The sequence below is a fragment of the Pseudomonas sp. GQ91 genome, from assembly GCF_059758795.1.
This window is the reverse complement of sequence record NZ_JCAXED010000005.1, coordinates 213,098-228,337: the sequence shown is the minus strand read 5'-3', so window position 1 is coordinate 228,337 and position 15,240 is coordinate 213,098. Positions and strand designations below refer to the sequence as shown.

The window sequence follows — 15,240 nt, the reverse complement described above, 5'->3', positions numbered from 1 at the left end:
AAAAAAGCCCCGCCAAATTGACGGGGTTGAGGTACGAGCGTGGCGCTCGGAAAACCTTGAAACCGGGCCCTTCACGTGGGTGAAAGGCCCGTTGGGGCTTAAAGCAGGATGGTGCGGATGTCGTTCAGCAGGCTGCTCAGACGCTGGGTGAAGCGTGCGGCGGCCGCGCCATTGATCACGCGGTGATCGTAGGACAGCGACAGCGGCAGCATCAGCTTTGGCTGGAAGGCCTTGCCGTCCCACACCGGCTGGATAGTGGCCTTGGAAACACCGAGGATCGCCACTTCCGGCGCGTTGACGATTGGCGTGAAGCCAGTCCCGCCAATGTGCCCGAGGCTGGAAATGGTGAAGCAAGCGCCCTGCATGTCGTCTGCGGTGAGCTTCTTGTCGCGGGCCTTGGCGGCCAGCGCAGCGGCTTCCGCAGCCAGTTGCAACAGGCTCTTCTGATCAACGTTCTTGATCACTGGCACCAGCAGACCGTCCGGGGTATCGACCGCAAAGCCGATGTGCACGTATTTCTTGCGAATGATCGCCTTGCCGCTTGGCGCCAGCGAACTGTTGAAGTCCGGCAGTTCCTTGAGCAGGTGCGCGCAGGCCTTGAGCAGCAGTGGCAACACGGTCAGCTTGACGCCAGCTTTCTCGGCCACGGCTTTTTGCGCGACGCGGAAGGCTTCCAGGTCGGTGATATCGGCCTGGTCGAACTGAGTCACGTGCGGAATGTTCAGCCAGCTGCGGTGCAGGCTCGACGCGCCGATTTGCATCAGGCGGGTCATCGGCACTTCTTCGGTTTCGCCGAAACGGCTGAAGTCCACGACCGGGATCGGCGGAATGCCCGCTCCGCCGGTAGCGCCACCGGCAGCCGGGGCGTCCTTGGCTTTCTGCATCATGGATTTGACGTAAACCTGCACGTCTTCCTTGAGCACGCGACCGTGAGGGCCGGAGGCCGATACGGCGCTCAGTTCGACGCCGAATTCACGGGCCAGTTGGCGCACGGCCGGACCGGCGTGAACCTTGGCACCGCTTGGCGCAGGTGCGGCAGCAGGGGCTGGTGCGGCCTCGGCTTTTGCAGCAGGCGCAGGCGCGGGCGCGGCGGCAGTTGCGGCTTCAGCCTTGGCGGCAGGCGCCGCAGCGGCTGGAGCTTTTGCCGCGGCAGGCGCAGCGCCTTGTACCTTCAACTTGAGGATGAAATCGCCAGTGCCGACTTCGTCTTCCAGCTTGACCGCGATGCTTTCCACCACGCCGGCAGCCGGCGATGGGATTTCCATGGAGGCCTTGTCGGATTCCAGGGTGATCAGCGACTGGTCGGCCTCGACGGTATCGCCGACCTTGACCAGCAATTCGATGATCTTGGCCTTGCCCGACGAGCCGATGTCCGGAACGTGAATGTCCTGCACAGTCGCTTCAGCCGGCGCAGCGGCCGCTGGGGCCTCTGCGGCAGCCGGTGTCTCGGCGGCGGCAGGTGCAGGCTCGGCAGCGGCAGGCGCGGCCGCCGCAGGGGCCGCATCAGCGGCACCTTCGATTTCCAGTTCGAGCAGTTCGTCGCCTTCTTTCAGGCGATCGCCCAGCTTCACTTTCAGGCTCTTGACCACGCCGGCCTTGGGAGCAGGAATTTCCATGCTCGCCTTGTCCGACTCCAGGGTCAGGATGCTCTGGTCGGCTTCGACAGTGTCGCCGACCTTCACAAACAGCTCGATTACTTCACCTTCACCGCTGCCGATGTCAGGTACGCGAATGAGTTCGCTCACAAAAAATCTCCTCAGCAGTCCAGTGGGTTGCGTTTTTCCGGGTTGATCCCGAACTTGACGATAGCGTCAGCCACCACCTTGGGTTCGATCTCACCACGGTCAGCCAAGGCTTCCAAGGCTGCCAACACCACGAAGTGACGGTCGACTTCGAAGAAGTGACGCAGCTTCTTGCGGCTGTCACTGCGGCCGAAACCGTCGGTGCCCAGGACTTTGAATTCCTTGGACGGGACCCACTGGCGAATTTGTTCAGCAAACAGTTTCATGTAGTCGGTGGACGCAATCACCGGACCTTTACGGCCAGTCAGGCATTCCTCGACGTAGCTCAGTGCTGGCTTCTGACCTGGGTGCAGGCGGTTGTTGCGCTCTACCGCCAGGCCGTCGCGACGCAGTTCGTTGAAGCTGGTGACACTCCATACGTCAGCACCGACGTTGAACTCTTCACGCAGGATCTTCGCCGCTTCACGGACTTCACGCAGGATGGTGCCGGAGCCCATCAACTGCACGTGGTGCGCCGCTTCCTTGGTGTCTTCCTCGAGCAGGTACATGCCCTTGATGATGCCTTCCTCCACGCCGGCCGGCATGGCTGGCTGCTGGTAGGACTCGTTCATCACGGTGATGTAGTAGAAAACGTCCTGCTGCTCTTCGGTCATCTTCTTCATGCCGTCCTGGATGATCACCGCCAGCTCGTAGCCGTAGGTTGGATCAAAGGTGCGGCAGTTCGGAATGGTGGCAGCCAGGATGTGGCTGTGACCGTCTTCGTGTTGCAGGCCTTCGCCGTTCAGCGTGGTACGACCGGCGGTGCCGCCGATCAGGAAGCCGCGGGTACGGCTGTCGCCGGCAGCCCAGGCCAGGTCGCCAATACGCTGGAAGCCGAACATCGAGTAGAAGATGTAGAACGGCAGCATGGGCTGGTTGTGGCTGGAGTACGAAGTACCGGCAGCGATGAAGGAACTCATGGCGCCCGCTTCGTTGATGCCTTCTTCGAGGATCTGGCCCTTCTTGTCTTCCTTGTAGAACATCACCTGGTCTTTATCGACTGGCTCGTAGAGCTGGCCGACGGAGGAGTAGATGCCCAACTGACGGAACATACCTTCCATGCCGAAGGTACGGGCTTCGTCCGGGATGATCGGGACGATGCGCGAACCGATTTCCTTGTCCTTGACCAACTGCGCGAGGATCCGCACGAAGGCCATGGTGGTGGAAATTTCACGGTCGCCCGAACCGTCCAGGATGGCCTTGAGGGTATCCAGTGGCGGGGTCGGGATGTTGAAGCTCTGGGCGCGGCGCTGTGGCACGAAACCGCCCAGTGCAGTGCGACGCTCGCTGAGGTAGCGGGCTTCGGCGCTGTTTGGCTCTGGCTTGAAGAACGGCAGGTTTTCCAGCTCTTCATCCTTGACCGGGATGTCGAAGCGATCACGGAACAACTTCAGGCTGTCGACATCGACTTTCTTGGTGTTGTGCGCAGTGTTTTTCGCTTCGCCGGCACCGGTGCCATAACCCTTGATGGTCTTGGCGAGGATGACGGTCGGTTGTTCTTTGTGGTTGACCGCTTCGTGGTACGCCGCGTAGACCTTGTACGGGTCGTGGCCGCCACGGTTGAGTTTCCAGATTTCCTCGTCGGACAAATCAGCAACCATCGCCTTGAGTTCAGGCGTGTTGAAGAAGTGTTCACGCACGAATGCGCCGTCTTTGGCTTTGTAGTTCTGGTACTCGCCGTCGATGACTTCGTCCATGCGACGTTGCAGGATGCCGTCGACGTCCTTGGCCAGCAGTGGGTCCCAGAAACGGCCCCAGATGACTTTGGTCACGTTCCACTGAGCGCCGCGGAACACGCCTTCGAGTTCCTGGATGATCTTGCCGTTGCCGCGAACCGGGCCGTCGAGGCGCTGCAGGTTGCAGTTGATGACGAAGATCAGGTTGTCCAGCTTCTCGCGGCCAGCCAGGGAAATCGCGCCCAGGGATTCGGGTTCGTCGCACTCGCCGTCGCCCAGGAAGCACCAGACTTTCTGCTTGCCTTCCGGAATGAAGCCACGGGCTTCCAGGTACTTCATGAAGCGTGCCTGGTAGATCGCCTGGATCGGGCCCAGACCCATGGATACGGTCGGGAATTGCCAGAAGTCCGGCATCAGCCAAGGGTGCGGGTAGGACGACAGGCCCTGACCGTCGACTTCCTGGCGGAAGTTGTTCATTTGCTCTTCAGAGATGCGGCCTTCCATGAACGCACGGGCGTAAACGCCGGGAGATGTGTGGCCCTGGAAGTAGATCAGGTCGCCGCCATGTTCCTCGGTCGGGGCCTGGAAGAAGTAGTTGAAGCCGATGTCATACAGGGTTGCGCTGGAGGCGAAGCTGGAGATGTGACCGCCCAGGTCAGAATCTTTCAAGTTCGTGCGCATTACCATGGCCATCGCGTTCCAGCGTACCAGCGAGCGAATGCGGCGTTCCATGAACAGGTCGCCAGGCATGCGTGCTTCGTGGGTAACTGGGATGGTGTTGCGGTATGGCGTGGTGATGGCGTAAGGCAATTGCGAGCCGCTGCGGGTCGCGAGTTCACCCATACGGGTCATCAGATAGTGAGCACGGTCTTCGCCTTCTTTGTCGAGAACCGATTCCAGGGCGTCCAGCCATTCCTGGGTTTCGACGGGATCGAGGTCTTGCATGGCTTGCTCCAGGGCGGAAAGGCTACCAGAATCGGTTGCCTGAAGTTTGCGACTGGCCTTGTGGGCAGACGACATAAATTCTTGGATGACCGGAGGTTGTTCCGGCGTCCTGTAGTTTTACTACAAATCGTCGACCATTTCAGCCTTTCGAATGTATATACGAGTAGTAAAACTACACAAGACCGAGGTGATTGCTCGGTCTGGCTGGTGAGCATAATCGTTATTGTTGATCTTTTGCGAACAAGAAAAGGTAGAGAGTTAATGTTGCCTGCCAAAAAATATAAATTTTCAGCTATTTCTAACTTTTGTTCGACAGTCCTCCATCGAGCGCACTTCTTGCGTTCACCGCCGCAAGCCATTTACGCGCCGAACAAGGATAGACCATGAGCCTTCCCATGCTCGCCGAACTACCGGCCATTCTCAATCCATTTGTCAGCCGGGCCGAACAGTCGTTCCGCGCCGCCGTGGCGCAATTGGATGATGATCATGGCCTCTGCGACTGGACTGCACAACGCTGGGCTGACTTCGCCCGGGTGTGCGCCGCCAGTGACTTCGTCATTGAACAGAGTGTTCGTGACCCTTTGATGTTGCTCGAGCTGGTCGCCGGGGGCGAGCTGGACCGCGGCTTCGCGCCCGGAGAGCTGTGCGGGCAGCTCGCCACCGCCGTGCAGCAAGCCGAAACGGAAGATGAGTTGGGGCGTGTCCTGCGTCGTCAGCGCACACGCCAGCAAGTGCGCATCATCTGGCGCGACCTGACCCGGCAGGCGGACCTGATCCAGACGTGCCGCGATCTGTCGGACATGGCCGACGCCAGCATCGACCAGGCGTATCACTGGCTGTACCAGCGTCACTGTGTGCAGTTCGGCACGCCCACCGGTCGACGCAGCGGCGAGCCGCAACATATGGTCATTCTCGGCATGGGCAAGCTCGGCGCGGTGGAGCTGAACCTGTCGTCCGACATCGACCTGATCTTCGCCTACCCCGAAGGCGGCGAAACCGTGGGCGTCAAGCGCGCCCTGGATAACCAGGAGTTTTTTATCCGCCTGGGCCAGAAGCTGATCAAGGCCCTGGACCCAATGACCGTCGACGGTTTTGTGTTTCGTGTCGACATGCGTCTGCGGCCTTACGGCTCGGCCGGGGCGCTGGTGCTCAGCTTCAATGCGCTGGAGCAGTACTACCAGGATCAGGGGCGCGATTGGGAACGCTACGCCATGATCAAGGGGCGGGTAGTCGCCGGTGACCAGGTGGCCGGGGCGCAGTTGCTCGAGCTGCTGCGACCTTTTGTTTATCGGCGCTATCTGGATTTTTCCGCGATTGAAGCGCTACGCACCATGAAGCAGCTGATCCAGCAGGAAGTGCGGCGCAAGGGCATGGCCGACAACATCAAGCTGGGCTCCGGTGGGATTCGCGAGGTCGAGTTTATCGCCCAGGCGTTTCAATTGATTCACGGCGGGCGCGACCTCAGCCTGCAGCAGCGTCCCTTGTTGAAGGTGCTGAGCACGCTTGAAGGTCAGGGCTATTTGCCCCCGACGGTGATTGCCGAGTTACGCAGCGGCTATGAATTCCTGCGTTACACCGAACACGCGATCCAGGCCATCGCCGATCGCCAGACACAAATGCTTCCCGACGGCGCTGAAGATCAGGCGCGCATTGCCTTCATGATGGGCTTTGCGGACTGGAGCGCGTTCCATGAACAGTTGATGTACTGGCGCGGCCGAGTCGACTGGCACTTCCGTCAGGTGATCGCCGACCCTGATGAAGAGGAAGGTGAAGAAAGCGAACTGGTGGTGGGCGGTGAGTGGTTGCCGTTGTGGGAAGAGTCCCAGGACGAAGAGGCCGCGTGCCGACAGCTGCAGGAAGGCGGATTCAAGGATGCGCCTAAAGCCCTGAAAACCCTGGCTGGATTGCGCGGCAGCTCTCAACTGCGTTCGATGCAGCGCCTCGGGCGTGAGCGCCTGGATGCGTTTATCCCACGGTTATTGGCCCAGGCGGTCGAGCACGCCGACCCGGATCTGGTGCTGGAGCGCGTGCTGCCGCTGGTGGAAGCGGTCGCTCGACGTTCCGCTTATCTGGTGTTGTTGACGGAAAACCCTGACGCCCTGCGTCGGCTGTTGACCCTGTGTGCCGCGAGTCCGTGGATCGCTGAGCAGATCACGCGCTTTCCACTGTTGCTGGACGAATTGCTCAACGAAGGCCGCCTGTTCAAGCCGCCCCAGGCGCCGGAGCTGGCCGCCGAACTGCGCGAGCGCCTGACGCGGATTCCCGAGGACGATCTCGAGCAGCAGATGGAAGCCCTGCGCCATTTCAAGCTGGCTCACCGTTTGCGCGTGGCGGCTTCGGAAATCGCTGGCAGCCTGCCGTTGATGAAGGTCAGTGACTACCTGACCTGGCTCGCCGAAGCCATTCTCGAACAAGTGCTGGCGCTGGCGTGGCGCCAGACCGTCACCCGCCATGGCGCGCCGCAGCGGGTGGATGGGACCTTGTGCGATCCTGGATTCATCATTGTCGGTTATGGGAAAGTCGGTGGCATCGAGCTGGGGCATGGTTCGGACCTGGACTTGGTGTTTATTCACGACGGTGATCCACAGGCGGAAACCGACGGCGCCAAGCCCATTGACGGTGCACAGTTTTTCACCCGGTTGGGGCAGCGGATCATTCACTTGCTGACGACCCAGACCAACTCCGGGCAACTGTACGAAGTGGATATGCGTCTGCGACCGTCCGGCGCATCAGGGCTTCTGGTCAGTTCTTTGGGGGCGTTTGCCCGCTACCAGGAGAACGAGGCCTGGACCTGGGAACATCAGGCCCTGGTCCGGGCGCGGGTGTTGGTGGGCAGCCAGGATGTTGGCCGGGCGTTTGAACAGGTGCGGGCGCGGGTGCTGGGACGTACGCTGGACCTGGCGAAGCTGCGCCAGGAGGTCAGCGAGATGCGCGCGAAGATGCGCGGCAGCCTGGGGACCAAGTCCACGGCGGCGGGAACGGCGGCGAATGCCTTCGAGCCGACGGTGTCGTTCGACCTCAAGCAGGACGCCGGAGGTATCGTCGATATTGAATTTATGGTGCAATACGCGGCTTTGGCGTGGTCTGCGCAACATCCAACGTTGCTGCGCTACACCGACAACATTCGCATTCTGGAAGGCCTGGAGCAGGTCGGGCTGATGCCCGCCGCCGATGCCCACCTGCTGCGCGAGGTGTATAAGTCTTACCGCTCGGCGGCCCATCGCCAGGCCTTGCAAAACGAGGCTGGGGTGGTTGCCGGTGACCAGTTCGCGGACGAACGGCGCCAAGTGAAGCGAATTTGGCATGCGTTGGGTTTAAGCTGAAGTTCGATTAATTGAGCGACGCCAATCTAATGTGGAAATCGGCTTTATGTGGGAGCGGGCTTGCTCGCGATGCAGGCGTTGCGGTCTCTCTGTTAGACCGAGGTGATGCTATCGCGAGCAAGCCCGCTCCCACAAAAAGCGCGATCCACAGTAATTATCGAGGCGGGGAGGCATGAGCCTCCCCGCATCGTTTGTGGAAACTACATGAATATTCTGATCGTTGGGCCCAGTTGGGTCGGTGACATGGTGATGGCGCAGACACTGTTTCAGTGCCTGAAACAACGTCATCCCGACTGCCAGATCGACGTGCTCGCCCCCGAGTGGAGCCGTCCGATCCTGGAGCGCATGCCGCAAGTGCGTCAGGCCTTGAGCTTTCCGCTGGGCCATGGCGCCCTGGAACTGGCGACCCGTCGACGCATCGGCAAATCCCTGGGCGGCCAGTACGATCAAGCGATCCTGCTGCCCAACTCGATGAAATCAGCGTTGGTGCCGTTTTTCGCCGGCATCCCCAAGCGTACCGGCTGGCGTGGCGAGTTTCGTTATGGCCTGCTCAACGATGTGCGCAAGCTCGACAAGGCCCGTTACCCGCTGATGATCGAGCGCTTCATGGCCCTGGCCTACGCGCCGGGCGCCGAACTGCCTGCGGCGTACCCGCGCCCCAGCCTGCAAATTGATCCGGCTTGCCGCGACACGGCCTTGGCCAAGTTCGGCCTGAGCCTCGATCGGCCGGTGCTGGCGCTGTGTCCGGGGGCCGAGTTTGGTGAGTCCAAGCGCTGGCCGTCGGAGCATTACGCCAAAGTCGCCGAGATGAAAATCCGCGAGGGCTGGCAGGTCTGGTTGTTCGGTTCGAAAAACGACCATTCGGTGGGTGAAGATATCCGCCAGCGCCTGATCCCCGGTTTGCGCGAAGAGGCCGTCAACCTCAGCGGCGATACGTCGCTGGCCGAGGCCATCGACCTGATGTCCTGCGCGGATTCGGTGGTGTCCAACGATTCCGGCTTGATGCACGTGGCTGCCGCGCTGAACCGTCCGCTGGTGGCGGTCTATGGCTCCACGTCTCCCGGTTTCACGCCGCCGTTGGCCGACAAGGTCGAAGTGGTACGCCTGGGCCTGGAATGCAGTCCGTGCTTTGACCGCACCTGCCGCTTTGGTCACTACAACTGCCTGCGCCAGTTGCTGCCACAGTCTGTGGTTGATGCCTTGCAGCGGTTGCAAGGCTCCGTGGTCGAGGTTCACTGAGTTGCGGGTACTGGTAATCAAGACCTCATCCCTGGGCGATGTGATTCATGCCCTGCCGGCGCTGACTGATGCGGCGCGGGCGATTCCGGGGATTCGTTTCGACTGGGTGGTGGAAGAAGGCTTCGCCGAGATCCCGACCTGGCATCCCGCGGTGGACAAGGTGATCCCGGTGGCGATTCGCCGCTGGCGCAAGAACCTCTGGCAAACCATCAAGAGCGGCGAATGGCGGCGTTTCAAACAGCAGGTCCAATCGACTAAGTACGACCTGGTGATCGACGCCCAAGGCCTGTTGAAAAGCGCCTGGCTGACGCGCTACGTACGCGCGCCGGTGGCCGGCTTCGATAAGCTGTCGGCCCGCGAGCCGATTGCCGCGCGCTTCTATTCCCGGCGTCTGGCCGTGGCACGTGGGCAGCATGCGGTCGAACGCTTGCGCCAGTTGTTCGCGGTGGCTCTGGGCTACGACTTGCCCAAAGGCTTGGGTGACTACGGTCTGAGCGTCGAGAAATTGCTCGGCCTGCCGCCGAAAAAGCCATTCGTGTTGCTGCTGCATGGCACCACCTGGGACACCAAGCATTGGCCTGAAGCCTATTGGCGTGACTTGGCCGAGCGCATGGGTCGCCTGGGGGTGGACGTGAAGTTGCCGTGGGGCAACCCCGCCGAAAAAGCCCGCGCCGAACGCCTGGCCCAAGGCCTGGAGAATGCCGAAGTGTTGCCCCGGCTCAACCTCGCCGGTGTGGCGCGGGTCCTGGCGGGTGCCAGGGCCTGCGTTGCGGTGGACACCGGTCTCGGCCATTTGGCGGCTGCCCTGGATGTGCCGACGATTTCCCTGTTCGGCCCGACCAATCCGGGCCTGACCGGCGCCTATGGCAAGGCGCAGATCCATCTGGCCAGCGATTTTCCATGCGCGCCGTGCCTGCAAAAGAAATGTACGTATCAACCGACGGCCGAAGATCAACGTCGGTTTGATCTCAAGCGTGAATCGCCGCTGTGTTTCACGCGCCTGAATCCTGAGCGTGTGGCAAGCCGCCTGAGCACGTTGTTACTGGCTGAGGAGCAGCACTGATGCAACTGGCCTTTGTACTGTACAAATATTTTCCATTCGGTGGCCTGCAGCGCGATTTCATGCGCATTGCCCTGGAATGCCAGCAGCGCGGGCACCGGATTCGCGTCTATACCCTGATCTGGGAAGGCGAGGTGCCGCCCGGTTTTGAAGTGCTGGTAGCACCGGTCAAGGCACTGTTCAATCATCGGCGTAACGAAAAACTCTTCGCCTGGATCCAGGCCGACCTGGCCAAGCGTCCGGTCGACCGGATAGTGGGCTTCAACAAGATGCCGGGGCTGGATGTGTACTTCGCCGCCGACGGCGTGTTTGAGGACAAGGCGCAAACCCTGCGCAACCCGATGTACCGCTGGTTCGGCCGCTATAAACACTTCGCTGAATACGAACGCGCGGTGTTCGACAAAAACGCCCACACCCAGATCATGGTGTTGTCCGAGCAGCAGCAGGCGTTGTTCAGCAAGTATTACGGCACGCCCGCCGAACGTTTCCACTTTCTGCCGCCGGGCATCAGTCGTGATCGTCGCGCACCGCCCAACGCTGGCGCGATTCGCGGCGAATTCCGTGGTGAATTCGGCCTGGCCGAGGATGATCTGCTGCTGGTGCAAATTGGCTCGGGCTTCAAGACCAAGGGCGTCGACCGCAGCCTCAAGGCCGTGGCTGCATTGCCTGCATCGCTGAAGAAACGCACCCGGCTGTTTGTAATCGGGCAAGACGACCCCAAGGTATTCCAATTGCAGAGTGCCGCGCTGGGCTTGGGCGAGCAGGTGCAGTTTTTCAAGGGCCGCAGCGACATCCCGCGCTTCCTGCTGGGCGCCGACTTGCTGATCCACCCGGCCTACAACGAGGCGGCCGGCATGGTGCTGATCGAAGCGGTGGTCGCCGGCCTCCCGGTTCTGGTGAGCAAGGTCTGCGGTTACGCGTTCTACATCGACAAGGCCCAAAGCGGCCGGGTGTTGGACGAGCCGTTCGAGCAGGACCAGCTCAACCAGTATTTGGTGGACATGCTCGACGATCCACACGCGCGTGCGGCCTGGAGCCGCAATGGTCTGGCCTTCGCCGAGACGGCCGACCTCTATAGCATGCCGCAGTACGCTGCGGACCTGATTCTGGCGGAGCCAAACCGATGAAGTTGATTCTTGCCGAACCGTTCAAGACCTTATGGGCCGGACGCGATGCGTTTGCCGAGGTCGAGAAGCTGGACGGCCAGGTGTACCGTGAACTGGATGCCCGCCGTACCTTGCGTACGGAGGTGGACGGCCACGGCTTTTTCGTGAAGATCCATCGTGGGATCGGCTGGGCCGAGATCCTCAAGAACCTCATCACCGCCAAGTTGCCGGTACTCGGTGCGGGCCAGGAATGGCTGGCGATTCAACGCTTGCAAGCCGCCGGGGTGCCCACCATGACCGCCGTGGCGTATGGCGAGAAGGGCAGCAATCCGGCCGACCAGCACTCGTTTATCGTCACCGAAGAGCTGGCGCCGACTGTCAGCCTCGAAGACTTGAGCATGGACTGGGCCAAGCAACCGCCCAACCCTGTGATCAAGCGCGCGCTGATTGCCGAAGTGGCACGCATGACCGGCATGATGCACCGCGCCGGGGTCAACCATCGCGACTGCTACATCTGCCACTTCCTGCTGCACACCGACAAACCCTTGGTGGCGGACGACTTCAAGCTCTCGGTGATTGACCTGCACCGTGCCCAGGTGCGTCCGAACATTCCGTTGCGCTGGCGCAACAAGGACCTGGCGGGACTGTATTTCTCGGCGTTGGACATTGGCCTGACCCAGCGCGACAAACTGCGCTTTCTCAAAGGCTACTTCCAGCAACCGCTGCGCCAGATCCTGGCCGACGAAGCGGCGCTGCTGGCCTTGCTGGAACGCAAGGCGGCCAAGCTCTACGAGCGCAAACAACGTTACGGGGATGCACTCTGATGGCGGGTTGGATTCTGGAGCCCGCCTACGCCCAACTGGCGCATGACTTTGGTAGCCTCGACGCGGTGTTCGCCCTGCAAGGCGAGCGGCTGACCCGAGATCCGCTATCCGAGGTCATTCGCGTGGAGCGTGCTGGCGTCAACTATTACGTCAAACGCTACGTCGGCGCAGGCAAAGGGTTGCGTCGTTACCTGGGGCGGCCGCGAGTCAAATCCGAATGGCAGAACCTCAAGCGCTTCGCCAAGTGGGGGATTCCGACGGCCGAAGTGGTCGCGTGGGGCCTGGAGCGCAAGGGCCTGGCCTATGACCGCGGGGCGATGATCACGCGCGAGTTGCCGAGGACCGAGGATCTGTCGGCGTTGGCCGAGCGCAACGACCCGCAATTGGCGGACCCGGTCTGGGTCGGCAAGGTCAGCCGCCAGCTCGCCGAATACACGCGGACCATGCACGAGCACCGCTTCACCCATAACGACCTGAAGTGGCGCAACCTGCTGATCGACGACCAGCAAACCCTGTACCTGATCGATTGTCCCAACGGCGATTTCTGGCGCGGGTTCTGGCTCAAGTACCGGATTACCAAGGATCTGGCGTGCCTGGACAAGGTCGCCAAATATCACCTGTCGGCCACCCAGCGCATGCGCTTCTATAAGCAATATCGCCAGTGCAAACACCTGAGCGCATCGGATAAACGGCGAATCCGCCACGTGGTGAAGTTTTTCGAGGGACGTGAATGAGTGATTTCCTGGCCGCCGCCGATCGCGCTCTGCTTGAGCGCAACGGTTTGGCAACGTTCGACGAACTGTGGGCCAAGCAATTGGACGCAGTGGACGAGCCCAACACCAGCCGTGGCGGCTGGAGCAGTGTGTTTCGCCTGGAGCTTGAAGGCCATGGCTATTACCTCAAGCGCCAGAGCAACTACTTGACGCGCACGTTGTACCGGCCCTTTGGCGAGCCGAGTTTTGCCCGCGAGTTTCGCAACATCAGTCGCTATCGGCAGATGGCGATTCCGGCATTGCAGGCGGTGTTCTTTGGTGAGCGCAAAGTCGGCGGCGAGCATCGCGCCATGTTGCTGACGCGTGCCCTGGATGGCTGGAATGACCTGGATACGTTGCTGGAGCAATGGTCAGCCTTGAGCGATGCCCAGCACCGCGCCATTCTGTTGGCGTGTGGTCAATTGGCGCGGCAACTGCACAGCGCCGGACAGGTGCATGGCTGTTTTTACCCCAAGCACATTTTCCTGCAGGCCACCGGCGACGGTTATGCCGCGCAGTTGATCGACCTGGAGAAAACCCGACCATTGCTGTTTGGCTGGCGCGACCGGGTCAAGGATCTGGAGCCGTTGCTGCGACGTGCGCCGCAATGGTCACCCGATCAGGTGCGCTGCTTATTGGCGGCTTACCTCGATCAACCCGCGGACAGCTCGCTGGTCGATAGCTGGGCCGAGCGCCTGGCTGCCCGCCGCAACCACAAGGAGACGCGCTGATGCGTTTGTCCGAGCTCAAGAATGCCGGTCGTACCCCCAGCCTGCCGCTGAGCATTGAGCTGGCTGATGCTGCCGGTCCGGGCCAGTTGCAACTGCTGAGCCTGTTGCGGGTATTGCCGGGCCAGCGTTACGTGGGCGCGGCCATCTGGCGCGGTCGTCCGGTGTTGGCCAAGTTGCTGGTGGGCAACAAGGCGGCGCGGCATTTCCAGCGTGAGCTCAAAGGCGTGCGCCTGTTGGCGGAACAGGGGCTGACCACGCCATTGCTGCTGGTCGACGGGCTGCAAGAGGGCGAGGGCGGCTGGCTGCTGTTCGAGTTTCTGGATGGCGCCGAGAGCCTGGCGGACGCCTGGCGCGCCGTTGAAGCCTTGCCGCCCCTGGCGGACGAACAGCAAGTGGTGTTGGCCGAAGCGCTGGGCGCGATTGCGCAGATGCATGCCAAGGGCCTGTGGCAGGAAGACCTGCATCTGGACAATCTGCTGCGCCAGGACGGCAAGCTGTATTTGATTGATGGTGCCGGGATTTGCGTCGAGCAGGCGGGAAAACCGCTATCGCGCAACCGGGTGTTGGAAAACCTCGGGGTGTTTTTCGCGCAATTGCCGAAAAGTCTTGAGCCGTTTACCGAAGAGCTGCTGGTGCATTATTTGCTGAGCAACGGCGAGCATGCATTGCCGTTGGAGGCCTTGCAAAAGCAGGTGGATAAAGTCAGCGCCTGGCGTCTGAAAGACTTCCTGGACAAGGTTGGGCGCGAATGCACGCTGTTCAGCGTGGTGCGCGGAGCCTTCGCGTTGCGCGCGATCCGACGCGAGGAAGAGGCGGCGATGTTGCCGGTGCTGGCTCAGGCGGATGCGTTGCTCGATCAGGGGCTCCTGTACAAGACCGGGGGCGCGGCCAGCGTCGCCAAGGTTGAAGTTGGCGGACGGCCGCTGGTCATCAAGCGCTACAACATCAAAGGCTTCGCCCATTGGCTCAAGCGTTTCTGGCGACCGAGCCGAGCCTGGCACTCCTGGCGCGAAGGCAATCGCCTGGCCTTCCTCGGCATCGCCACGCCCAAGCCGCTGGCCTTGCTGGAGCGGCGGTTTTTCTGGCTGCGCAGCCGCGCCTATCTGATCACCGAGTACTTGCCCGGCCCGGACATCATTGAGCGTTTTGCGCCGTATGTTGAAAACGGCGAAGCGCCCGAAGCGGAACTGCGGGCGCTGGATGCGCTGTTTGGCGCGCTGATAGGTGAACGTATCAGTCATGGAGATCTCAAGGGGCACAACCTGTTCTGGGATCATGACCGTTGGGCGCTGATTGACTTGGACTCCATGTGTCAGCATGGCTCCTTGAGCAGCTTCGCACCGGCCTATGCCAAGGATCGTGCGCGGTTTATGCGCAATTGGCCGCAAGACAGCGCGTTGTATCGAGTGATCGATCAGCGCTTGCCCCGGGAGGTTTCGCCCATCGTCGTTTAACGGCGCGCCGCTCTCTAATCGCGCCGCGCTCTAACGACGCACTATTCTTTAACGCGCCGCTCTCTAACGGCGTACCGCTTCTCTGTAGGAGCGAGCTTGCTCGCGAAAAAACCGAGGACGCCGCAGGCGTGGCAGAATTCCCGCGTCATCGTTAACGATTTTCGCGAGCAAGCTCGCTCCTACAGGAGGGCGGCGTTTAACCACTGTCAGCGCTACAACTATGAACGTGCCTCAGGTCAAGCAAAACCGGCCTTCTAACGATTCAGCCGGTGTTTGCCGATCTACTTCCTACATATAGACGGGATACCCGTCCTACGCAGTCTCAGGCTAGGGTGCCTGTTTCAGGCGC

At 61.2% G+C, this 15,240-nt stretch carries 10 protein-coding genes; 8 read left to right on the top strand and 2 right to left on the bottom strand.

Annotated features, from left to right (window positions below):
* Positions 1–98: 98 nt before the first annotated feature.
* A complete protein-coding gene (gene aceF, locus AC6CIA_RS09580; RefSeq protein WP_498311663.1) occupies positions 99–1,745 on the bottom strand; it encodes a dihydrolipoyllysine-residue acetyltransferase in 1,647 nt (548 codons plus the stop codon).
* A gap of 11 nt (positions 1,746–1,756) precedes the next feature.
* Positions 1,757–4,402, bottom strand: a complete 2,646-nt coding sequence (aceE, locus tag AC6CIA_RS09575; RefSeq protein WP_498311662.1) for a pyruvate dehydrogenase (acetyl-transferring), homodimeric type — start codon at positions 4,400–4,402, stop codon at positions 1,757–1,759.
* Between the two features lie 383 nt (positions 4,403–4,785).
* Between aceE and glnE the strand changes: the two genes are divergently transcribed.
* The 8 genes from glnE (at position 4,786) to AC6CIA_RS09535 (ending at position 14,891) form a co-directional block, all read left to right on the top strand.
* Positions 4,786–7,725, top strand: coding sequence for a bifunctional [glutamate--ammonia ligase]-adenylyl-L-tyrosine phosphorylase/[glutamate--ammonia-ligase] adenylyltransferase (gene glnE, locus AC6CIA_RS09570; protein WP_498311661.1), 2,940 nt, complete (start codon positions 4,786–4,788; stop codon positions 7,723–7,725).
* Positions 7,726–7,929: 204 nt separating this feature from the next.
* Positions 7,930–8,964: a lipopolysaccharide heptosyltransferase II gene (gene waaF / locus AC6CIA_RS09565; RefSeq protein ID WP_498311660.1), complete on the top strand. Its 1,035-nt coding sequence runs from the start codon at positions 7,930–7,932 to the stop codon at positions 8,962–8,964.
* 1 nt (position 8,965) lies between these two features.
* Positions 8,966–10,027, top strand: a complete 1,062-nt coding sequence (waaC, locus tag AC6CIA_RS09560) for a lipopolysaccharide heptosyltransferase I (RefSeq protein WP_498311659.1) — start codon at positions 8,966–8,968, stop codon at positions 10,025–10,027.
* Positions 10,027–11,151: a glycosyltransferase family 4 protein gene (locus AC6CIA_RS09555; protein ID WP_498311658.1), complete on the top strand. Its 1,125-nt coding sequence runs from the start codon at positions 10,027–10,029 to the stop codon at positions 11,149–11,151. Before waaC ends, AC6CIA_RS09555 begins: the two co-directional genes overlap by 1 nt.
* On the top strand, positions 11,148–11,954 hold the full coding sequence (gene rfaP, locus AC6CIA_RS09550) for a lipopolysaccharide core heptose(I) kinase RfaP (protein ID WP_339532231.1): 807 nt from the start codon (positions 11,148–11,150) through the stop codon (positions 11,952–11,954). The genes AC6CIA_RS09555 and rfaP overlap by 4 nt, the downstream gene beginning before the upstream one ends.
* The gene (locus AC6CIA_RS09545; protein ID WP_339532232.1) at positions 11,954–12,688 is read left to right on the top strand and encodes a lipopolysaccharide kinase InaA family protein; all 735 of its coding nucleotides are present in this window, start codon (positions 11,954–11,956) and stop codon (positions 12,686–12,688) included. Before rfaP ends, AC6CIA_RS09545 begins: the two co-directional genes overlap by 1 nt.
* Positions 12,685–13,437: a lipopolysaccharide kinase InaA family protein gene (locus tag AC6CIA_RS09540; RefSeq protein WP_339532233.1), complete on the top strand. Its 753-nt coding sequence runs from the start codon at positions 12,685–12,687 to the stop codon at positions 13,435–13,437. Before AC6CIA_RS09545 ends, AC6CIA_RS09540 begins: the two co-directional genes overlap by 4 nt.
* A complete protein-coding gene (locus AC6CIA_RS09535; RefSeq protein WP_339532234.1) occupies positions 13,437–14,891 on the top strand; it encodes a lipopolysaccharide kinase InaA family protein in 1,455 nt (484 codons plus the stop codon). The genes AC6CIA_RS09540 and AC6CIA_RS09535 overlap by 1 nt, the downstream gene beginning before the upstream one ends.
* Positions 14,892–15,240 lie beyond the last annotated feature (349 nt).

What these genes read in the sequence shown, in the direction of transcription:
- aceE (WP_498311662.1), bottom strand. Translation starts at nt 4,402, where the DNA reads ATGCAAGACCTCGATCCCGTCGAAACCCAGGAATGGCTGGACGCCCTG.
- glnE (WP_498311661.1), top strand. Translation starts at nt 4,786, where the DNA reads ATGAGCCTTCCCATGCTCGCCGAACTACCGGCCATTCTCAATCCATTT.
- waaF (WP_498311660.1), top strand. Translation starts at nt 7,930, where the DNA reads ATGAATATTCTGATCGTTGGGCCCAGTTGGGTCGGTGACATGGTGATG.
- AC6CIA_RS09555 (WP_498311658.1), top strand. Translation starts at nt 10,027, where the DNA reads ATGCAACTGGCCTTTGTACTGTACAAATATTTTCCATTCGGTGGCCTG.
- rfaP (WP_339532231.1), top strand. Translation starts at nt 11,148, where the DNA reads ATGAAGTTGATTCTTGCCGAACCGTTCAAGACCTTATGGGCCGGACGC.
- AC6CIA_RS09545 (WP_339532232.1), top strand. Translation starts at nt 11,954, where the DNA reads ATGGCGGGTTGGATTCTGGAGCCCGCCTACGCCCAACTGGCGCATGAC.
- AC6CIA_RS09540 (WP_339532233.1), top strand. Translation starts at nt 12,685, where the DNA reads ATGAGTGATTTCCTGGCCGCCGCCGATCGCGCTCTGCTTGAGCGCAAC.
- AC6CIA_RS09535 (WP_339532234.1), top strand. Translation starts at nt 13,437, where the DNA reads ATGCGTTTGTCCGAGCTCAAGAATGCCGGTCGTACCCCCAGCCTGCCG.